Origin of the sequence: Acinetobacter sp. Res13-Abat-PEC15-P4-01, from assembly GCF_015676285.1 — a bacterium.
GTDB lineage: Bacteria > Pseudomonadota > Gammaproteobacteria > Pseudomonadales > Moraxellaceae > Acinetobacter > Acinetobacter nematophilus.
In genome coordinates this window covers 258,796-278,909 of the sequence record NZ_JADAIN010000031.1, presented here as the reverse complement: position 1 = coordinate 278,909, position 20,114 = coordinate 258,796, and the positions used below count along the sequence as shown (strand labels likewise).

20 protein-coding genes and 4 tRNA genes are annotated in these 20,114 nt (G+C 40.4%); 4 read left to right on the top strand and 20 right to left on the bottom strand.

The genetic code is table 11. The features are described from left to right. Nucleotides 1–143: 143 nt before the first annotated feature. The 18 genes from IMO47_RS12650 to IMO47_RS12565 all read right to left on the bottom strand — a co-directional run bounded on the left by IMO47_RS12650 (nt 144) and on the right by IMO47_RS12565 (nt 14,689). Nucleotides 144–218 (bottom strand) — tRNA-Thr (locus IMO47_RS12650). A gap of 12 nt (nt 219–230) precedes the next feature. Continuing rightward, a tRNA-Gly gene (locus IMO47_RS12645) sits at nt 231–306 on the bottom strand. Nucleotides 307–339: 33 nt separating this feature from the next. Then, a tRNA-Tyr gene (locus tag IMO47_RS12640) sits at nt 340–423 on the bottom strand. Nucleotides 424–477: 54 nt separating this feature from the next. After that, nucleotides 478–553 (bottom strand) — tRNA-Thr (locus tag IMO47_RS12635). A 98-nt stretch (nt 554–651) separates the two neighbouring features. Beyond that, nucleotides 652–2,145: an anthranilate synthase component I gene (trpE, locus tag IMO47_RS12630; RefSeq protein ID WP_196076304.1), complete on the bottom strand. Its 1,494-nt coding sequence runs from the start codon at nt 2,143–2,145 to the stop codon at nt 652–654. Between the two features lie 142 nt (nt 2,146–2,287). Next, nucleotides 2,288–2,956 (bottom strand): HAD-IA family hydrolase, encoded by a 669-nt coding sequence (locus IMO47_RS12625; protein ID WP_196076305.1) that lies wholly within the window; start codon nt 2,954–2,956, stop codon nt 2,288–2,290. 128 nt (nt 2,957–3,084) lie between these two features. Further along, nucleotides 3,085–3,819, bottom strand: a complete 735-nt coding sequence (locus IMO47_RS12620; protein ID WP_196076306.1) for an FHA domain-containing protein — start codon at nt 3,817–3,819, stop codon at nt 3,085–3,087. A gap of 175 nt (nt 3,820–3,994) precedes the next feature. Continuing rightward, nucleotides 3,995–6,241 (bottom strand): type II secretion system secretin GspD, encoded by a 2,247-nt coding sequence (gene gspD, locus IMO47_RS12615; protein WP_196076307.1) that lies wholly within the window; start codon nt 6,239–6,241, stop codon nt 3,995–3,997. Nucleotides 6,242–6,282: 41 nt separating this feature from the next. After that, the gene (locus tag IMO47_RS12610) at nt 6,283–7,134 is read right to left on the bottom strand and encodes a type II secretion system protein N (RefSeq protein WP_196076308.1); all 852 of its coding nucleotides are present in this window, start codon (nt 7,132–7,134) and stop codon (nt 6,283–6,285) included. Further along, nucleotides 7,131–7,877, bottom strand: a complete 747-nt coding sequence (gene gspN / locus IMO47_RS12605; RefSeq protein WP_196076309.1) for a type II secretion system protein N — start codon at nt 7,875–7,877, stop codon at nt 7,131–7,133. Before gspN ends, IMO47_RS12610 begins: the two co-directional genes overlap by 4 nt. 163 nt (nt 7,878–8,040) lie before the next feature. Next, nucleotides 8,041–8,367: an H-NS histone family protein gene (locus tag IMO47_RS12600; protein WP_196076310.1), complete on the bottom strand. Its 327-nt coding sequence runs from the start codon at nt 8,365–8,367 to the stop codon at nt 8,041–8,043. A 227-nt stretch (nt 8,368–8,594) separates the two neighbouring features. Then, nucleotides 8,595–9,032: a thioesterase family protein gene (locus IMO47_RS12595; protein ID WP_196076311.1), complete on the bottom strand. Its 438-nt coding sequence runs from the start codon at nt 9,030–9,032 to the stop codon at nt 8,595–8,597. 9 nt (nt 9,033–9,041) lie between these two features. Further along, nucleotides 9,042–10,235, bottom strand: coding sequence for a heme biosynthesis protein HemY (locus IMO47_RS12590; RefSeq protein WP_196076312.1), 1,194 nt, complete (start codon nt 10,233–10,235; stop codon nt 9,042–9,044). A gap of 1 nt (nt 10,236) precedes the next feature. Continuing rightward, nucleotides 10,237–11,070: a hypothetical protein gene (locus IMO47_RS12585; protein WP_196076313.1), complete on the bottom strand. Its 834-nt coding sequence runs from the start codon at nt 11,068–11,070 to the stop codon at nt 10,237–10,239. Next, complete coding sequence (locus IMO47_RS12580) at nt 11,067–11,849, bottom strand: uroporphyrinogen-III synthase (protein WP_196076314.1); 783 nt, start codon at nt 11,847–11,849, stop codon at nt 11,067–11,069. Before IMO47_RS12580 ends, IMO47_RS12585 begins: the two co-directional genes overlap by 4 nt. Before the next feature lie 10 nt (nt 11,850–11,859). Then, on the bottom strand, nt 11,860–12,786 hold the full coding sequence (hemC, locus tag IMO47_RS12575) for a hydroxymethylbilane synthase (protein ID WP_196076319.1): 927 nt from the start codon (nt 12,784–12,786) through the stop codon (nt 11,860–11,862). 96 nt (nt 12,787–12,882) lie between these two features. Beyond that, on the bottom strand, nt 12,883–13,620 hold the full coding sequence (locus IMO47_RS12570) for a LytTR family DNA-binding domain-containing protein (protein WP_004826215.1): 738 nt from the start codon (nt 13,618–13,620) through the stop codon (nt 12,883–12,885). Nucleotides 13,621–13,672: 52 nt separating this feature from the next. Further along, nucleotides 13,673–14,689, bottom strand: coding sequence for a histidine kinase (locus tag IMO47_RS12565; RefSeq protein ID WP_196076320.1), 1,017 nt, complete (start codon nt 14,687–14,689; stop codon nt 13,673–13,675). A gap of 134 nt (nt 14,690–14,823) precedes the next feature. Here IMO47_RS12565 and argH point away from each other — a divergent pair, with 134 nt between their 5' ends. Both argH and IMO47_RS12555 read left to right on the top strand, forming a co-directional pair. Beyond that, on the top strand, nt 14,824–16,254 hold the full coding sequence (gene argH, locus IMO47_RS12560; RefSeq protein ID WP_196076315.1) for an argininosuccinate lyase: 1,431 nt from the start codon (nt 14,824–14,826) through the stop codon (nt 16,252–16,254). An 11-nt stretch (nt 16,255–16,265) separates the two neighbouring features. Next, nucleotides 16,266–16,535 (top strand): oxidative damage protection protein, encoded by a 270-nt coding sequence (locus tag IMO47_RS12555; protein ID WP_004826212.1) that lies wholly within the window; start codon nt 16,266–16,268, stop codon nt 16,533–16,535. Between the two features lie 22 nt (nt 16,536–16,557). Here the strand turns inward: IMO47_RS12555 and IMO47_RS12550 are convergent, their stop codons facing one another. Both IMO47_RS12550 and IMO47_RS12545 read right to left on the bottom strand, forming a co-directional pair. Then, nucleotides 16,558–16,746 (bottom strand): hypothetical protein, encoded by a 189-nt coding sequence (locus IMO47_RS12550; protein ID WP_196076316.1) that lies wholly within the window; start codon nt 16,744–16,746, stop codon nt 16,558–16,560. A gap of 451 nt (nt 16,747–17,197) precedes the next feature. After that, nucleotides 17,198–17,836, bottom strand: coding sequence for a sterol desaturase family protein (locus IMO47_RS12545; protein WP_196076317.1), 639 nt, complete (start codon nt 17,834–17,836; stop codon nt 17,198–17,200). A gap of 217 nt (nt 17,837–18,053) precedes the next feature. On the opposite strand from IMO47_RS12545, the gene IMO47_RS12540 reads away from it, so the two are divergent. Both IMO47_RS12540 and aqpZ read left to right on the top strand, forming a co-directional pair. Further along, the gene (locus tag IMO47_RS12540) at nt 18,054–19,061 is read left to right on the top strand and encodes an AraC family transcriptional regulator (RefSeq protein ID WP_196076318.1); all 1,008 of its coding nucleotides are present in this window, start codon (nt 18,054–18,056) and stop codon (nt 19,059–19,061) included. Between the two features lie 284 nt (nt 19,062–19,345). Then, nucleotides 19,346–20,038, top strand: a complete 693-nt coding sequence (gene aqpZ / locus IMO47_RS12535; protein ID WP_196076528.1) for an aquaporin Z — start codon at nt 19,346–19,348, stop codon at nt 20,036–20,038. Nucleotides 20,039–20,114: the final 76 nt, after the last annotated feature.

The following is a 20,114-nucleotide window of genomic DNA, read 5'->3' as shown; positions in this document are numbered from 1 at the left end:
TGCTCTTCCTCGTTTATGTCGAACACGAGTTAAACAACTCAGCATCGACAATCGTCTAAAAAACTAGACACCTAATACTTGAAAAGCAGACTAATAAGCCTGCTTTTTAAAAACTGGTGTAGAATAATCTACTAAATTGTATCTGGAGCTCTTATCGAGATTTGAACTCGAGACCTCTCCCTTACCAAGGGAGTGCTCTACCACTGAGCTATAAGAGCAATCATCTTCGATGGAGCGGGAGACGAGGGTCGAACTCGCGACATGTAGCTTGGAAGGCTACCGCTCTACCAACTGAGCTACTCCCGCTTAATGTTGGTAATTAACCACTTATCGAAGTAATGGTGGTGAGAGAAGGATTCGAACCTTCGAAACTTTCGTGGCAGAGTTACAGTCTGCTCCCTTTGACCGCTCGGGAATCTCACCATTTACACTTACTTTCAGTGTCGTTCGTCTACATTATAACACAAAACTTTAAGATGGTGCCGGCACACGGATTCGAACTGTGGACCTACTGATTACAAGTCAGTTGCTCTACCAACTGAGCTATGCCGGCGTTTCTTAGTGTTTCGTACGTTTCGTATCGGAACGGTGTGCAGTTTAGCAAAACTCAGAATCCTTGCAAGTGTTTTTTTCAAAAAAAACCTCAAAAACTCATAAAATCAATCCGTTTGATGATAATTCAACCGCTTTGATCACTGCGCGAGCTTTTATTTGGGTTTCATTCCACTCTGATTCAGGATTTGAGTCTACAACAAGCCCAGCTCCAGCCTGTACATAGACTTTATTTTCACGAATGACACAGGTTCTTATCGCAATCGACATGTCCATTTCACCATGCCAGCCCAAATAACCCACAGCTCCACCAAAAATACCACGTTTTACAGGTTCAACTTCGTCAATAATTTCCATCGCACGAATTTTTGGAGCACCTGAAAGTGTTCCTGCTGGGAAAGTTGCTTTAAAAACATCCAAAGCATCGACATCATCCAACACCTCCCCTTGCACATTGGAAACAATATGCATGACATGCGAGTAACGTTCGATCACCATTTGATCAGTCACTTGCACTTTACCGATTTTTGAGACGCGTCCAATATCATTACGCCCCAAATCAATCAGCATTAAATGCTCTGCGATTTCTTTTTCATCCGAAAGCAGATCTTTTTCCAGTGCCAAATCTTCTTCTTTGGTTTTTCCACGTGGGCGCGTTCCCGCAAGTGGTCGTACAGTTGCAATACCATTTTCAAGACGAGAAAGAATCTCTGGTGAAGAACCCACGATATGAAATGGTTTCCGGTCAGCAAGTGTTTGCCCTTGTACAAGAAATAGATAAGGTGAAGGATTTAAATGACGTAACGCACGATAGACTTGCAAGGGATCGCCATCAAAATCTGAAACCATGCGGTGCCCAGGTACAACCTGCATGACATCCCCAGCACGAATGTACTCTTTGACTTTTTCAATCGACTCTAGAAAACGATCATGTCCCGTCAAAGACTCAAAATGCGGTGCAGTATGTTTTTTTGCAACCAAACTGATTGGTGTTGCCAATAGCGCTTCTAAAGCATCCAGCTGTTGTTGCGCCTTGTCATAAGCCTGTGGATCATTAACATCTGCATGCACAATCAAGAACAAAGTATCTTTTAAGTTATCAAACACCACCACAGTCTTTGACAGCATCATCCATAAATCAGGCAATCCCACAGGGTCCGCCTCAGGGACATTGTTTAAACGTGGTTCAATATAACGTACAGCGTCATAACCAAAATACCCAACCAAACCACCCGTAAAATTTGGCAGTGCAGGTAAATCCTGTTGGGTGGGCACTTTAAACTGTGCTTGAAAATCACGAATATATTGAAATGGGTCAGTACACGTCTGCGTATCAATACGCCCATCCGGAAATTTAACTGTAAGCTGCCCAGCATTACAGGAAAATACGGTTGATTCGCCCAGTCCAATAATCGAGTAACGCGCCCAGTTCTCTCCCCCCTCAACAGATTCAAATAAATACGCCTGTTGGTGCTGTTGTAAACGTGCAAATACCGACAATGGGGTATCCGTATCTGCCAAACGTTGGCGATAAACAGGAATCAGGTTATATCCCGCTGATTTTAATTGTTCAAATTGCGTTAAAGTTGTCATGAGGAATTCTCTCTATTTTCGATATCACTAAGTGTAGGTTTGCATACAGTTCACTTAGTGACGCCATCGAAAAGTGCCTTTACCATTCATTCCTCTTTCCTTTTCTCACCACAATATTCAAAACAACATTCAAATCCAGGGATTAAGCCAAAAGCTCAGTCAAATCATCGACCACTTGTTGCGGTTGACACAAATGAATATCCTCACCGTGATTATAGCCATAGCTGACCACAATACAATCAACCTCTGCACGGCGTGCAGCTTCCACATCATTACTTGAATCACCAATCATTAAGGTTTTATCGACTGAAGATTGATATGTTTCAACACAGTACAACAATGGTTTTGGATGCGGTTTACGGACTTCAAAACGATCTCCACCAATCACATCAACAAAATAGTGATCCATTTTCAATTCTTCTAAGATTTTTCTTGCAGGCTGCTCAGGTTTATTGGTCACACAAATCAGTTTCTTGTTATTTTGCGTTCCCCAATCTAAAAACTCTAAAATGCCAGAGAATGGTTTGGTATCGACACAAGGTTCTGCATTGTAGATTTCCAAGAAAGTATCCAACAGCTGTTGATGCAGTGCAGGATCAACCTCACCTTTTAAATATTTTAATGTGCTTTCACAAAATAATGATGTGCCTTTACCAATCCAGACGCGAACTTGTTGTTCGGTGACTAAAGGAAGATTTAAACGTGCCAGGCTCAGATTCATGGCACGATATAAATCAAATGCTGAATCAACTAATGTTCCATCCAAATCAAATAAAATAAGTTCTCGTTGATCTAGCTTTGCCACATTCATGCTGTACACCCAAAATAGTTTTTAAAAATTTATTGCACCAAAAATAAAATCCAACTTCAGCCTTTATGCAGACCTCACATAAAACAAAGGCATGCGATTGCATGCCTTGAGTGTATCGCATTCACAGATTATTTAAACAACAGCCATGCAATAATTGCCAAAATGATTAAGCTCACCACAGTCATCAGGCCAACTTTGGCATTTTTCTGGGTTTCGACTTCTTCCTGAACACGCGTTACTGGCGCTTTAACTGCATCAGCTTCTGGAACTACAGGTGCATGAATATCCACACCCTCAGGAATTGGAGCCGGCTTAGGTACAGTTACACCTGATGGCATTCCTTCACGGGTGATTTGCACATTGCGATCTCGTGCGGAAAGCTCTGGCATACCTTGCTCACTCATTTGCTCAGCTGCGCTACGTTCTACAGGTGCAGTCTCTTTAAGCTCTGCTGTCGCCACCGCCTCAACCGGTTGCTGTACTGGAGTATCTCCAGTTTGTGTAAGCACTGGCTCAACCACCACAGCAGGTGGTGTCTCAACTTCGGATTGATGAGCCGTATCCTGCACTTTAGCAGGGGCAAGCACATTGAATTTAATGCTAGCAAATTGAACAATATCACCATCCATCAACATCTTATCTTGATCGATGCGGATATCGTTAACAAAAGTTCCATTTGATGACTTTAAATCTTGCACCCATAAAGCATCTTCTTTCAATAAAAAAGCAGCATGGCGACGTGAGATTTCCGCAGACTGCAATAAAAGATCTGCATCTTGATGGCGACCCACCAGCATGTCACGATCAATAGTGACTTCCTTCCCTTCTAACTCACCTGAAATTGCTTGTAATTTCCAAGTCATCGTCATTCTCTCATTCCAATTTACATTTATCTTAACACGACATTTCTAGAGTTCTAAATCCACTTAAAACCATACTTTAGCTTAAGAATCAAACAAGTCATTGCAACAAATTAACTGTAAATATCAAACACTCAATCAAAGAGAATGTTTGATTTTTAGTCCTTAAAAATATCCACTACTGCTTCAGAATATCGTTGGGTTCCTCTGCAACAGGTGTCGTGACCACATTGCTCTTATTGGAATTTTTCGCTGCTCCACCTGTGGGTACTTTCTGATACTGACTGGATGGCTGTGCTGTCGGCTGCGGTTGAACCAGTTTAGGCTGAGTACTCGGTGACGACGTAATAGGCAAACGCTGTTGGAATACATCATCAACATTGGCAGGCAGTTTGGCAAAATTACCGTCTTTATCCATCGCCAACTGCAAGCTATAAAGCTGATCATAGCGTTGTTGTGATAGACGGCGGATCTCTGTATCTCCACCCACGATGGTTGGATGGATAAACACCAAAAGATTGCGTTTAATATTCGATTTACCATCTGCTCTAAACAAACGTCCTAAACCAGGAATGTCTCCCAGGAACGGTACGGATTGACGTGAATGCTCGCTATCATCTGAAATCAGTCCGCCCAACACCACCGTTTGTCCATGATCAGCAAGTACCGTGGTTTTGATTGCACGTTTACTGGTAACCAAATCCTGAGCTTGTCCTTTATTCGATTTGACCCCTGAAACTTCTTGCTCAACTTCCAAACGAATTGAACCACCCTCTCCAATGTGTGGAATGACTTTTAAAGTCACCCCGACATCTTTTCGTTCGATTGAAGTATACGGGTTGACCGTTCCGCCCGTACCTGTAGATACCGAGCCCGTTACAAAAGGAACATTTTCGCCAACAACGATATACGCTTCTTCATTATCCATGGTCAGAATTGAAGGTGTAGAGAGTAGGTTTGATTTGGTCCGCTCTTTCAAGGCTTGAATCACTGCACCATAGAGCTTGCGTGAACCATCTGCACCTTCTTTATAATCCCCCAGAATAAGCGACGTACCCGAACCTACAGCACTCCCCAAACCTGCAGCACCACCGGATAGATAGCCTGCTGCCAATTTAGATAGACTGGTTCCGACATTGGAGAAATTAACTACCCCTACACCGCTGCTGATATCACCCAGAGCCCATTGCACACCCAATTGATCGATATCATTTCCTGACACCTCTAGAATGGTCGCTTCAATCAATACCTGTTGACGGCGTACATCAAGTTGCTGGATTGCAGCTTCTATCTCTCGCATCAATTGTGGTTCAGCTTTGACCACCAAGGCATTTTGTGCGCCATCAGCAATAATGCTGACACCATTGGCATTAAAACTGGTGACACTGTTTTGATTATTGTTATTTGAATTGCTGTTTAAATTAATCGCAGGTGTTGAAATAGTGCTACCTGAGCTGGAATTTGAAGATGTGCTATTGCTGTTATTATTTAAATTACTGGTATTACTAGAATTACTGTTAGTCGAAGAATTATTTGAATTCGAATTGACCGCTTGCCCAGTCACCAAGCCTTGTAAAATTTCAGAGAGATTTTTTGCACTGGCATATTTGAGTTTGAATACTTTTAAGCCGCCTAAACGGTCTGCCGATGGAACATCCAGCATCTCAATCATATTGCGGATACGTTTACGTGTACCCGTATCGCCTTTAATTAAAATACGATTGGTGCGTACATCTGCAATAATACGTACCCGTGCCCCTGCGAAATCTTTTGATGCACCGGTCGCACTCATGGCATCCAATTGCTTGATGATTTCTTCAGCCTGACTTTGCTGTAAAGGCACAGCCTCGATATCATTTTGTCCCGTACCATCCAGATTACGGATAATCGTTTCAAGTTGATAAATATTTGCAGCCCGGTCTGACACAATCAATGCATTGGTGCCTTGTATTGCTGCCAAGTGGGCGAATTGAGGCATTAAAGGTCTAAGTGCAGGGATGAGATCATTCGGATTGGTATTTTCCAACCAAATCACCCGTGTCACGACCTGATCGCCACGTGCATGATTACGGGGATCATAAGGCACACCTGAATTTTTAACATTACTGTCAGGCACTAGGCGAATCGTGTTACCAGAGGGAATAGCCACCACACCATTGACATTAAGTACACCTAGGAATAGGTCATAAACTTCGTTTTTATTGAGTGGTTTATTTGAAATAACGGTTACATTTCCACGTACACGTGGATCAACAGCAAAGTTTTTACCCGTAATATCTGCAACTTCATTGATAAAAGCCGTGAGATCAGCATCGCGTAAGTTAATCTTCCACGTCTGAGCATGTGCTGCTGTGCTAACCGCAACCATCATGGGTGCTGCTGCAACGATAGCCCAAAGTGGTCGATTGTGAGTCAAAAAAGCCATAACTTATTATCTATCCTAATTTTATTTGTAGTCCTAGCCACTTACAAACTTTGCTGAATGGTCATCACCTGATCACCACGCTTAATTTCAATTTTTACTTTTCCTTCACGCTTTGCCTGTTCTAGCAGTTGAACATCATTCTGTCCTTGACCGACTGACTGCCCATTGAGTGAAAGAATGCGATCCCCAGACCGAAGCCCTAATTTATTTCGAAGTGCTGCGGGGGTTTGTTCTGTCACCTCATAGCCTTGTCCGCTATTGGTGTTCACCCCCATGTTCTTTAGATATTGTTCTCGATTTTCATTCATTCGATCAATCGCCTGCCCCAAAGCATTTTGACTCGAATTTTGTTGTGGTGGTACAGCTTGATCTGGATTACTGGATGGCGATGCCGTATTCGAATCTGCAGGCTGCCCTGGCAAAGGCTGGTATAAATTAGCTAAACCTGTAAAACGCAACTCTTTACCATTATTGCCGCCTTGGCTTAAAACAATATGATCCCAGTATACCTCGGACAACTGATAACTGGTGCCTTCAATGGTTTCACCAACCACATAACGGTCGGCTGTTTCCTTGACTTTAATCACCGCTGAGGAAAAACGTGCAGGATAGCTCACCACTACGCCCTGCAATACCATTGGAATGCTATCATCGGCTGTCGCGCTCGAGCCCACTTCATTAAATAACGAAAAACTTGAAATATTAGGCACTTGAGCTTGTTGCGAACCTAAACTCACTTGTTCAGGCTGCATCACTTGCGGTGGTGCAACCACCCACCAAAAAATAGAGGCTAATTTCCAACACAATGCCAGAATTAAAATAAACAGGGCAACAGGTGCAAGATGCTCTGCTTTTTTCCAAGAAATATTTTCGAACTGTTCTTTTATATTCATTGGAAACCACCCTGAATCAGTGGTTGTCTTGAACTGATCACATATGTATCCAGTCCTGCTTTTCCATCATAAGACGGAACATTGAGCAACATTCTTTGGGTCAATTGCACATCCAACATCATGCTTGGATCTAAACTGATATTCGCCATTTTTTGACTGCGTTGATCCTGAATGTCAAAAATCAGTTTGCCTGCTTCATCTTTTAACTGAGCATTTAAAGAGGGGATTGTCATTTGATCTTGACGTTGACCAAAGGTATAACGCAACTCACCGCCTGCCCAATGGAGTTGGCCATCCACATCACTAAATCCAGTATCCTTTTTAAAACGAAGGCTCATGTCCGAAATCTGTATTGCATTTGCGGGCCATTGCCAGTTGGCGATATTTTTTAAAGTTTCAGGAGCAATCTGACCTTGCATTTGATTAACAATGATTTTTTTACCAAAACCATAACCCACAACTCCCTTGAGTTGAGTTTGCCCACTATGAACTTCAACATTTGCCCCAACACGCAGTAAGATTAAATCCCAAGGACGAGTGCGCCATGACACAGAACCCCGCAAGTTACCTTTGTGCCAATCTGCTTGTCCTTGCCAGATGTTGCCACTTACATTCTGTAAGGTTTGATTATTCTTATAAAATTTAGCAATTAACCATGTTGCAGGAACTTGTAAAAGTACAAAAATTAAAAAAGCAACAACTCCAGTAATCCACCAGGTCATCTGTTTTGATTTTTTATTCATCCAGCTTTACCATCATTGATTTATTCTTCCATGCAAGATGATGTCCTCTTGTTTATACATTATGCATAATTTTTTCATATCGCCAATTCACTCGTATAAAAAAACCAAGCAGTTTTGCTTGGTTCTTTTATTTTATCGTCATTGAATGACATTTAGATGAAGATTAGATCAAGAAATCTTCTAATTTAGCGCCTTTTTCAATTTCAGCAACTAACCAGCGAGGTTGCTTACCACGACCTGTCCAAGTTTCAGCCGCATTTTTCTTATTGCGGTAGCGTGGCTCAACAGCTTTACGTGTTGTCTTTTTACGTTTTTGAGCACCATACTCAATAAACTGCTCTAAGCTTAAACCCGCAGATTCTGCAATTTCAACAATCTTATTATAAGCATCTTCGATCGCTTGATCTTTTTTACTTTCAATTAAAGCTTCAGCTTCAGCTGTTAACTTTCTTAACTCTTCCACAGATAAATTACTAATATCAGGCATCATTAACGCTCCACATTAAACTTCGCAAACAGCTATTTAAAATAAATTCACAGCAATAGTATTTTTATTTATATCAATTGGCAATACATATATTCCCCAATAAATACATAAAACAACAAAAAATGATTATAACATGCCAAAATTGTTTATTTATCTCATTCAAAATAAACATACAACAAAAATAAATTTTCTTGTATGTTTTAAATATAATGATGATAACTGAAGCATTTTTATAAATTCAGCAAATTGTTTTGAACAGTTGACTCTAGATCAATTATAACTTTTCTTAAATTTTTAGGTATTAATGCTTTTTTCATAGAATGTTTATCTACAAATACGATGACCGCTTCACCATCAGCAACAATCTCCTGTTGCTGTTCACTGAATAATACATAATGCATGCGTATCGCACTATTTCGCATTTCCACTATACCTGCACCAATATGCAGCACATCTGGATAAAATACTGGTTTTAAATATTTACATTGACTTGAAGCAACCACAGTTAAAACATCTTGTTCAAATACATTTAAGCGATCGAAATATGCAATACGCGCACTTTCTATATAACGATAATACTGCACATTATTCACATGACCAAAAGCATCCATATCCCCCCAAGCAACCTTTTGTTCATAAATGATAGGAAACTGTGCCAATAGATTCATAATGTATTCTCAAATTTTAAACTGAATGTAATTGCTGTCTTTTTCAAAAATTGAATTCAATTGCTGAATTAATTCATCATTTCCATTTAACGTGGCTTTAATCCGCAAGTAATTCATCAATATATCATTTGGATATAATGACAAGAGCTGGTCCGCTTCTGTTTCTCGCTGGGTCGCCGTATATATATGCCACTTTGCAAAACTAAATACAGGAATGTTGATATATTTACTTTCCAGATGAATAATCTGTTGTTCCAGATATTCATAATCTGGATTTTGTCGAAGCAACTGTTGTTGAAACCACAAATAGAAAACATCCTGATCAAATTTCTCATCCAGCAATTGAATGGCAAGTTGTTGCTGTTGCTGTGCCAGCTCAGGTAGACGGGTAATTAACTTCAACCATAATACTTTGGTGTCATAGGGCATTTGTTCAAGTAAAGGGGCAATTTCAAAAAACTTATGCTGTAATAATTCCAAGTCTTCAAACTGTGCTTGATCATAACAACCTAAAAGCTCAATCAACCATTGTTGTTTGGTCGCTACTTCCAATTGTCCAAATTGACTTGAGTGCAAATAGTGCCAAGGTGACTGAATCGCAAACTGCCCCCATAACTTCTGTACTGATAATTTATAGCTTTCTGCAAGTTGGCTGAGCCATGGCGACAACTCATGACCATTTAAAAACTCGAGATGCGTCAAAGCTTGCTGGCTGTCATGCTGTGCCAAATAAATTTCGATACGTAGAATTTCCGCCAGTTCAAACGCCGAAGGTGGACTACTTTCTAAAGCGTGTAACTCTGCCGCATACTGACCTTGCTTAAACAATAATCGAGATTGAATAATCGGTTTTAATAAACCAGACTGATCAAAAATACTTTGAATGACTTGTTCTTGTTCGTCTTCGCCATCCAATAACCATAAGACGCCCAATTGCTCAAAAGGGTGCAAATCATTAAAGTTGAGTACTTGTTCTAATTTTCTTTTTTCTCTACGTAGATAGCGATTCAAGACATACCACATCACATGCATAACAAAGCTGATGATAATGCCTAGAAACAACAACACCCACAAGTTAGTCTGAATTTGAATATTATGCCAAAGTACATAGACATAGCCTGCCCCTGCGGCATAACTCAACACACTTAAAATCGCAAAAATAATCAGGCTAATAAAGGCATAGATCAAAAAGATATGTTTCATCTTACAACCCCAACACTGCCAAACTATTCAGTTTAGGTACGGGTGCCTGTGAGCTTTGCTTAATGTTGAGTAATTGCTGTTTGATTTTTTGGCTTGCTGCATCTGGCAGCAATTCAAGCTGTTGAATCGCCTGGTTCAGCATGGCTTTATATTCTACGTTCTGACCTTTAATCAACAATTGCTGTGCCAGCAACAGTCTCAACTGGGTTTCTTTTAAAATAAAGCGGCGATTGCTCAGTTCTGGTGCATCGGTATTGAGCACATCAACTTTGAACCATTTCTCCCAAAAATGAGCGCGCTGACTGGTGTTTAATTTGAGTTGATTATTTTTCAACTCTGCATTTAAACTTTGATCAACCTGTTTAATCAAGCTATCCAACTGATCTTGCTGCGCATTTCTTTCAATCACAAACTGTTGGATATTCTGCATATCTTGAGCAATGGTTTGATGCAGACTTTGCTTGACTGCTTCTGCCACGGCATACTGATCTAACGATTGGTTAATTTGGGTTAAATGCTCCAGAGCATAGACAAATTGCTGTTGTTGTATCGCAAATTGAACCAGCTCTAGTTGTTGTTTAATCAACACACTTGGGTTGATTCCAGTACTGGGTTCTTTAAATACAGGGGTTTGCTTGCTCGCTTCTTGACTCGGTTCATCCGCCTGTCTTTTTACTGCCACCAATTGATCGTTCAAACTGGCATTTTTTTGTTCACTTTTATGTAGTGTTTGTTGGATCTCATTCAACTGTTGTGAAACATGATAGAAGTCATAACTCAACTTAATGAGCCATCCTAAAGCGATCAACAATAAGATATAAATAAACTTCTTCATAATTTCCTTTGCAACTGCACGATGCTGTGTAAAATTGCTTCTGGTTCCAGTGTTAAAATTTCAGTGATATTAAAACATTTTTGAGTAGCATTTTTATCATGCATTAATAATTGATACAAACGCTCACCCAAAACCAAATAATGACAGGCATCGACCAAATGAGGATGCTTTTTTGTCAACGCCAACCAATTTCGCCAGCTTGCCTCACTACTGATGCAAATCCAATAAGGTGGCTCAAACTGATCAATTTGATCAAGCAAAGCAGCAAACCGTTTATGGGTTTCAGGTGGACATAGACGCTCATACAAAACAAAGTTTAAAACATCAATATGACGTTCTTGGCACTGCTGCATCATAAACTGACGACCACCTTCACCACGCCAAAATGCTATTCTCTGAATATTTTCTATGCTGTTAAATATCGGTAAACTCAGCATGCCTTCGGAGCTTTCTACTTCTGGGACATGGCTTTGAATACCAAACTCAGACAAATGTTGTGCGGTTTTCCTGCCTACGGCAATCCACTGTATATGTTGTATTTGCGCAAGTGACAGCCCAGACTGCTGAAGATATTGCATTCCCATCCGCACAGCCGTCGGGCTGACCACAACAATACACTGAGTTGTTAAAAGTTCTGCATACAGTGCAGATAAGCTATCGTCATATGGGCGGGGCTTTAACACCAATAAAGGCAGATCAACCACAGTAAAACCGGATTGACGCAAGCATGCTGTTAAAGGCTCAGCTCGATCAATCGGACGTGTATTGATAAACAGCATTGCAACCAAATTACTGTGTTTGATACAGTGCTTTGAGTAACTCTCCAGCACCCAGTTGTAATAAATCTTGTGCGAGTTGTACGCCCAACTGTTCTGCTTGATCGACTGTACCGAGAACTGTGCTACATAGCAAAGTCTGACCGTCGGTACTTCCAACACGCCCCTCTAAAGACAATATTTGATTGTTCAATGTTGCAAAACCGGCAATCGGTACCTGACAGCCCCCCTCCAGATAAGCATTGAAGGCACGTTCAGCACGTACACAGGCATTGGTTTCATTGTGCATCAAAGGCAGAATCAAATTTAAAGTTTCAGGGTCATTTGAGCGACACTCCAAACCCAATGCCCCTTGTCCCACAGCAGGTAAACTGAGCTCTGCTGAAAGCGTATGACGTATACGTTCTGCAAGTCCCAAGCGTTTTAACCCGGCACTGGCAAGGATAATTGCATCGTACTGACCTGCATCAAGTTTAGACAAACGTGTACCGACATTCCCACGTAAATCAATCACTTCCAAATCAGGGCGTTGTTTTAGAATTTGACATTTACGGCGCAGACTAGACGTCCCAAGCTTTGCGCCTTGCGGTAAGTCTTCAAACTTTGCATAGTGATTTGAAACAAAAGCATCAAATGGATCTTCACGCTCACAAATCACTGCCAGCTCTAAACCTTCCGGCAACTGCATGGGTACATCTTTCATAGAATGTACGGCTAAATCTGCACGTCCATCCATCAATGCTGCTTCAAGTTCTTTGACAAATAACCCCTTTCCGCCAATCTTGGCCAAGGGTGTATCTAAAATTTTGTCACCTTGAGTGACAAAAGTCACCAACTCTACTTTGATATGCGGATGCAATTGTTCCAAACGATCACGAATATGTTCTGCCTGCCACAATGCAAGCGGGCTTTGTCGAGTTGCGATTTTCAAGGTTTTCATCATTTCAGTTTTGCCAAACTTTTAAACACTCTAAACTTACCCTGCAATCTTAAAAATGCAAGTAAATTATCAAAATGATTTATCTTTCACACAAAGCTATAAATTCTGCATGCGTTCCCTAAGCAATGGTAAATGACGACGGCTCACGGCCAGACGTTCCTCTAGCTCACGACATCGCGCTTGATACTGTCCTGAAGCAACCATTTCCAGACCATCTAAATAATCTAAAGAAATGAGCGCATTACGATGTATTCGTATAAAACGATCTGAAAATTCAGTTTCCAGATCCTTTAACGTTTCATCAATCAAGACACTGCCATTTTTATGGCGAACGGTGACATATTTCTGATCTGCTAAAAAATAGTAAATATTTTCAACAGGGATTAATTCCAAACCACGATAGGTTTTTGCAGCAATCTGCTGCCTTTGCACTTTTTCTTCCATGAGTTCTTTTTTTTCTATCTGAGTTAATTGAGCTTGTGTCAGTTTAGTCACATTCCCTAAAACTGTTTCCAATTCATCCTTGGCAATTGGCTTTAACAAATATCCTTTTGCTTGAGATTGAATCGCTTGTAAAGCGTGCTCGTCAAACGCTGTACAAAATACGATTGCAGGCATCGGGTTAAAATGCGCCAAATGTTGCGCACAACTTAAGCCATCCATTTCTGGCATCTGAATATCCAGCAACACAACATCAGGCTCGAACTGTTGAACCATCTCCAACGCTTGCTTTCCATGTTGTGCTGTGGCAATAACCTGATGCCCAAGTTGCGACACCAGCCGTGATAAGCGTTCCACTGCAAGCGGTTCATCATCACAAATCAGGATGTCCATTGCTCCTCCTTACCCAAATACTTACATTATTTATTTTTAATACATGTTCCAATCATCTATTTTTATACTGATATTGAATGACCATTGTAAATAATCCATTCCCTGCATAATTCCGAAAATAAACAGAATCGCCAAAATGTGCTTTTAAACGCTGTTTTACATTTTCTAAAGCAATTCCATGCCCTTGTCTTACTTTTATTCTATCTTGTAAAAATGGGTTGGTAATGACTATATTGACTTGATTTTGCAATATTTCAACCAGTATACCGATCTTGGCCTCTTTCATTTGGTTTTCGACCCCATAAAAAATACTGTTTTCAATTAAGGGCTGTAATGTTAATAATGGAATTTGCACATATTCCAATAATCTAGGCTGTGGAATATTCCACTCAACATTCAAACGCTCGCCCAAACGGATTTGTTCAATTGCAATATATTGTTTCGATAATTGTATTTCTTCTTTTAAGGTCACCAATTTTAATTCTTGAAAGCTCGCTCTAAACAGTTTCGACAAATCAATCAGCATTTGTTCTGCTTTATCTGGATCAATTGCAATTAAACTCACCACACTGTTTAAACTGTTAAATAAAAAATGAGGATGAATTCGCGCCTGCATTGCTTGAACCCGCGCATTTAATTCACTGTGCTGCTGCAAAACAGCTTGCTCGCGAATATACATATAACGCAGGCAAAATGCGCCGAGTAATACGCCATAACTTAAATGCAAAATAAGATTATGACTGATCTCACTTACCGAAATATTTTGTAAAGAAAAATGCACAGCCCAATAGTACACAATATTCAGCACCACAGTAGTGCACATGACGATGATCTGTAAAAGTATAAAACTGAAAATCATCACCGATAAATAAGTATATTGCGCTAATCTTTTGGCAAATAAATCCTGAAAAGCAGCAAATGCCAATAATATCCAGTTAATATATAAAATATATTCTAAAACATGCCAAACATTCAGATTGCTCCACGACTGCGCCTCTGCCAAAGCCAGTAAAAAAGCCAGCACATTACTGGAAATAAATAATTCCAATAAATACTGACGACGCCCCATTTTGCTTAAAAAATACGAGGGCTGAAAATGCGATGCAGATTTTCTTGATGAATGATTGTGCTTTACTTCGGCAAGTGAGGTTGAATTTGTTATACTGCGTTTAGTTCTACTGCTTTTTTTCCTACTGAGCCGATATGACCACATCTTCTAATTCCTCTAATCCGTCACAAGCCCAAACTTCAGGCATGTGGGGCGGTCGTTTCTCTGAAGCTACTGATGCTTTTGTTGCTGAATTTACTGCTTCTGTCCAGTTTGACCAACGCTTTTATAAACAAGATATTGCAGGCTCTATTGCGCATGCAACTATGTTAGCAAAAGTTGGGGTACTTACAGAACAAGAACGTGATGACATTATCAATGGTTTGAACACAATTAAAACTGAAATTGAAGCAGGTCAATTCGAATGGCGCATCGATCTTGAAGATGTGCACATGAATATCGAATCTCGCTTGACTCAGCGTATTGGTATCACAGGTAAAAAACTCCATACCGGACGTAGCCGTAATGACCAGGTTGCAACAGACATCCGTCTCTATGTCCGCGATGAAATTGATGCAATTTTAAAATTACTGGAAAAACTACAAAAAGGTATTCTCAGTTTAGCCAGCAACAATACCCAAACCATCATGCCTGGGTTCACGCATTTGCAAACAGCACAGCCAGTGACTTTTGGTCATCATTTAATGGCATGGTTTGAAATGTTGCTACGTGACTCGGAGCGTCTGATTGACTGTCGTAAACGTGTTAACCGTATGCCTTTGGGTTCAGCAGCTTTGGCAGGAACAACCTACCCGATTGACCGCGCATTGACTGCGGAGCTATTAGGATTTGAAGCAGTTGCTGAAAACTCATTAGATGCTGTTTCAGACCGTGACTTTGCCATCGAATTCAACGCAGCAGCCTCACTGATCATGATGCATTTATCGCGTATGTCAGAGGAATTGATTCTTTGGACATCTGCACAATTTAAATTTGTGAACATTCCAGATCGTTTCTGTACTGGCTCTTCGATCATGCCTCAAAAGAAAAACCCGGATGTTCCTGAACTGGTCCGTGGTAAAACAGGTCGTGTCTATGGCGACCTTATGAGTCTGTTAACCTTAATGAAAGGTCAACCTTTGGCCTATAACAAAGACAATCAAGAAGACAAGGAACCTTTATTCGATGCGATTGATACCATTCGTGGTTCATTGATGGCTTTTGCCGATATGATCCCAGCACTGGTACCCAATGTTGATGTAATGCGTGAAGCAGCACTGCGTGGCTTCTCTACCGCAACAGATTTGGCTGATTATCTGGTTAAAAATGGGGTCGCTTTCCGTGATGCCCATGAAATCGTAGGTAAAGCAGTTGCATTGGGTGTGCAGGAATCTAAAGACCTTTCAGAATTAACGCTTGAACAATTACAGCAATTCTCTGATTTAATTCAGGCAGATGTATTTGAAAAGGCACTTACATTAGAAGCTTCAGTCAATGCCCGTAACCATATTGGTGGAACTGCACCTGCTCAAGTGGCTGCTGCGATTGAACGCGCTCATACACGTTTAGAAAAACTTTATGCATAAGGAGTTTTGATATGACTCGACAAGTATTTTGCCGTAAATATCAAAAAGAGTTAGAAGGTTTAGACTTTGCCCCCTTCCCGGGCGCAAAAGGACAGGAACTATTTGATACCGTGTCTAAACAAGCTTGGCAAGAATGGTTAAAGCATCAAACCACATTGATTAACGAAAAACGTTTAAATGTATTTGAAGCAGATGCAAAGAAGTTTTTAGAAGAACAACGTGAAAAATTCTTCAACAATGATGAATCGTTGGAAAAAGCAGAAGGCCTAAAACCAGAGTAATTTTCAAAGATTTATAAAATACTCATTGAAAACAACCTGTATATTGGTACTTCACAGAGAAATCCCCTACTGGGGATTTTTTTATGCTATCTCTCTGATCGACAGAGGAAAGTACCTCAGACATTTCAATGATCAATGCGCCAATCAGTTCAATATAAAGTCCATCTGTTGAAAAACGCATACCCAGCAAATGTAATTTTTCTTGATCCATACAATCAATCTGTTGCTGAAGGATATAAAGCCGTCATTGCTACACTTTACATCGAAAGCTTGAATAAATTTGCGTAGGCAATGCCCCGGCACTTCTTAAAAATAAAAACATGACAAAATTCTCTCGTTAAGCGAGGGTACAACCTAAACTCCCACTCAACAATGCTGATCGTACTCTATGGGAAGTCCGATTTTATGTTTTTCCAGACATAAAAAAAGGAGTCTTGGAGACTCCTATAAACTTGATAAACCACAGCTATTTGAAATATCAAACATATCTTGATGCTAGCCAGTATAATCATGAAAAAATGTTATACATTGACCAAACATACATATTTTATGACAAATTACGACAATCGAACTGATCATTTGCGCTTTCAGATCAACGGGGGTAAAAATAGCGCTCAAAACCAATCAGATTGATCGACGCTCAACTTCAATGAAATACAAATTCAGGCGACCGAATCCACACGGCTATCCAAATTTTGTTCAATCACTTGTGGCTTTTTCTCGACCCATTTGGCTGGGAAATACTTTTCAACGGTTTTTGAAACCCAACCTGCAATCGGCTGAGGCAGCGTGATCCCCAATGGATTCTGCTCTTTTAAATCTGCGGATGAGATCACCCGTGTGCCCATCAGATAGTCAAACCACGGTTTGGTCACACACCAGTTTGCATCTTGATTGGCATTCATATGATGATCATAATGCCAAGGAATTTTTTTCATTGCCCACTCAGGCTCTAAATGTGCACGGCGATGAATATAATAATAATTGCAGGCACTATATAACGATGCAGCCACCATGCCTTTTGAAATAGGATAAAAAATTAAACTCGCAGCACCCGCAACCACGGCCAATGAAACGATTTCATTTTTGGTGCGCCAATTCGATATGCCTTGCACATAGCCATCATCATGAAAATCCTGCTTACGGACTTCGCGATGATGTTCCCAGTGTGATTTCATACTTCTTGGCACAGGGCTAAAACGCGGTTTTCCAGGACGGTGTTGACCGTGCAAAATATAATTATGTGCAACCCACTCAAAGCCGTTCGCAAAGACCAGTCCAACTAAAAAGCCTTTTAACATCTTTTTTTCTCCTCTGCTTATTTTTTAATATAAAACGCTGCTGAAAAAAGATATTGACATAGAAAAGGCTTTTCATTGACAAATCACGACATAATCCATAGAGAAAATCCATGTCCAAGCGTATAAAATGCGACTTGTTTGCAGGAATTAAACTCGCTTAAAATAGCACCAAGTTTGATCTTACATGATGTAAATCACACAACCACAAGATGTGTTAATGATGCTATTAAAGGATTATGCAGGCTCCGTTTATGGAGGGCTTGGGCAATTACTCTATACCTTTAGCGAAGCTAAGGGCTTAAACATTTCACCCAAGCTGCAACACATTCAAAATCTTGAACGCTTTGACTATACCGTTTGGCGTGAAATTTTGGATGATATACAGTCACAGGTACACAGCCCTGCTTTGGGTTTGGAAATTGCCAATTTTGTCCAACCCAAACATATCGGCATCATTGCCTATATCGCACAATCCTGTGACAGCCTAGGTGAAGCGCTCACCCGTTATCATGATTTTCATCGCTTAATTTATGATGGCAGTCCACTTAAGATTGAGTATGTGGATGAAAAGTACATTTCGATCCGTTGGGAGAATCTACCTTTTCACCTAACCACGCAAATCACCAATGAAATCGCCATTGCAATGATGGTTCAATTTTTGCGCTTGTCGATTTCTTCCAACGATATTCGACCTCACCAAGTCAATTTTGTTCACCCTAAACCTAAAAACAGTAGGGTATATGAAAAATTTTTTGATTGTCCTGTAAAGTTTCAACAAGACAAAGTTGAGTTGATCTTTCCAACCAGCGCACTTACTATCCCCCTTAAACAAAGTGACCAAACCTTACAAAAGTTGCTTATGCAACAAGCGCAAGCTTTACTGGACAGCTTGCCGAATACCACCCAACTGGATGAGCGCTTACAACAAAGTATTTTATTGGGACTGCAAAAAAATAATTATCAAATTGAAGAAATTGCCAAGCAGCTCAATATGTCTACACGACAATTACAACGTCATTTACAAAGTCAAAATACCACCTATCAGCAACGTGTTCAGGACGTCCGGAAATTACTGGCTTTTCAATATTTGCAAGATCGCTATTTAGGACTGCATGAAATTGCTTTGCTTTTGAGCTACTCTGAACAAAGTGCTTTCCAACGCGCTTTTAAGCATTGGACTGGACTTACGCCGCAGCAATGGCGAATTCAAAACCCAAATACCTAAACCTCATCAAGCCTGATTTGAACGGATAAATATCCAGTAAATTTCGCATGTTATTGCCGTATTTAGATCATACTTTGGGCAAATCCAGATAGTTTTTTCCACAATTAAATCAGAACATTAAGTGATAGTATTAGCAATTTTTTTTATTTGTGATTCAATTTTCATATTTTTAAACTATGATAATGATGCTGAAAATATAAAGTTGTACCTCATCGAAAGGTTATCAACTATTTTAAAAATAGCGACATAACCCATTCCGTTCAAAAAAATAAATAGGAATCAATATGAATAAATATCTTGCAGAATTTATCGGAACCTTTTGGCTCGTCTTTGGAGGATGTGGTAGTGCCGTGCTTGCTGCGGCTTTTCCAGAGTTGGGTATCGGTTTTGCAGGTGTAGCACTCGCATTCGGTCTTACAGTCCTTACAGGTGCTTATGCACTCGGTCATATCTCAGGTGGTCATTTCAATCCTGCGGTCAGCGTCGGTTTATGGGTGGGTGGGCGTTTTGATGCCAAAGACCTCGTTCCATATATCATTGCTCAAGTTGTCGGCGGTATCCTTGCTGCTTTTATTTTATATTTAATTGTTCAAGGACAAGCTGGATTCGCTGGAACAGGTGGGTTTGCAACCAACGGTTATGGAGATTTGTCTCCTGGAAAGTATTCTTTGGTTTCAGCACTGATCATTGAAATTGTCTTAACCGCTGTGTTCTTGATTGTCATTTTGGGGGCAACAGATAAACGCGCACCTGCTGGTTTTGCGCCGATTGCCATTGGTTTAGCACTCACCCTGATTCATCTCATCAGCATTCCAGTGACCAATACCTCAGTGAATCCTGCACGTAGTACCGCTGTGGCATTATTTGCGGAAACGGCTGCACTGAGTCAGTTATGGCTGTTCTGGGTTGCACCGATCGTAGGTGCGGTTATTGGTGCAATTATTTATAAAGTAGTGGGCAATGAATCACACCATTAAGTCGTATTGATTCAACAACACGGTTGAGTCATTTAAATTAAAAAACCTGCTGCGGCAGGTTTTTTATTACAGCAGT

Bases quoted from the DNA above. Each gene is read 5' to 3' on its own strand.
- IMO47_RS12610 (WP_196076308.1), bottom strand. From the start codon at position 7,134: ATGAATATAAAAGAACAGTTCGAAAATATTTCTTGGAAAAAAGCAGAG.
- IMO47_RS12555 (WP_004826212.1), top strand. From the start codon at position 16,266: ATGACTCGACAAGTATTTTGCCGTAAATATCAAAAAGAGTTAGAAGGT.
- IMO47_RS12620 (WP_196076306.1), bottom strand. From the start codon at position 3,819: ATGACTTGGAAATTACAAGCAATTTCAGGTGAGTTAGAAGGGAAGGAA.
- IMO47_RS12565 (WP_196076320.1), bottom strand. From the start codon at position 14,689: ATGGGGCGTCGTCAGTATTTATTGGAATTATTTATTTCCAGTAATGTG.
- argH (WP_196076315.1), top strand. From the start codon at position 14,824: ATGACCACATCTTCTAATTCCTCTAATCCGTCACAAGCCCAAACTTCA.
- IMO47_RS12585 (WP_196076313.1), bottom strand. From the start codon at position 11,070: ATGAAGAAGTTTATTTATATCTTATTGTTGATCGCTTTAGGATGGCTC.
- hemC (WP_196076319.1), bottom strand. From the start codon at position 12,786: ATGAAAACCTTGAAAATCGCAACTCGACAAAGCCCGCTTGCATTGTGG.
- gspN (WP_196076309.1), bottom strand. From the start codon at position 7,877: ATGAATAAAAAATCAAAACAGATGACCTGGTGGATTACTGGAGTTGTT.
- trpE (WP_196076304.1), bottom strand. From the start codon at position 2,145: ATGACAACTTTAACGCAATTTGAACAATTAAAATCAGCGGGATATAAC.
- IMO47_RS12570 (WP_004826215.1), bottom strand. From the start codon at position 13,620: ATGGACATCCTGATTTGTGATGATGAACCGCTTGCAGTGGAACGCTTA.
- IMO47_RS12545 (WP_196076317.1), bottom strand. From the start codon at position 17,836: ATGTTAAAAGGCTTTTTAGTTGGACTGGTCTTTGCGAACGGCTTTGAG.
- IMO47_RS12600 (WP_196076310.1), bottom strand. From the start codon at position 8,367: ATGATGCCTGATATTAGTAATTTATCTGTGGAAGAGTTAAGAAAGTTA.
- IMO47_RS12540 (WP_196076318.1), top strand. From the start codon at position 18,054: ATGATGCTATTAAAGGATTATGCAGGCTCCGTTTATGGAGGGCTTGGG.
- IMO47_RS12590 (WP_196076312.1), bottom strand. From the start codon at position 10,235: ATGAAACATATCTTTTTGATCTATGCCTTTATTAGCCTGATTATTTTT.
- gspD (WP_196076307.1), bottom strand. From the start codon at position 6,241: ATGGCTTTTTTGACTCACAATCGACCACTTTGGGCTATCGTTGCAGCA.
- IMO47_RS12580 (WP_196076314.1), bottom strand. From the start codon at position 11,849: ATGCTGTTTATCAATACACGTCCGATTGATCGAGCTGAGCCTTTAACA.
- IMO47_RS12625 (WP_196076305.1), bottom strand. From the start codon at position 2,956: ATGAATGTGGCAAAGCTAGATCAACGAGAACTTATTTTATTTGATTTG.
- IMO47_RS12595 (WP_196076311.1), bottom strand. From the start codon at position 9,032: ATGAATCTATTGGCACAGTTTCCTATCATTTATGAACAAAAGGTTGCT.
- aqpZ (WP_196076528.1), top strand. From the start codon at position 19,346: ATGAATAAATATCTTGCAGAATTTATCGGAACCTTTTGGCTCGTCTTT.
- IMO47_RS12550 (WP_196076316.1), bottom strand. From the start codon at position 16,746: ATGGATCAAGAAAAATTACATTTGCTGGGTATGCGTTTTTCAACAGAT.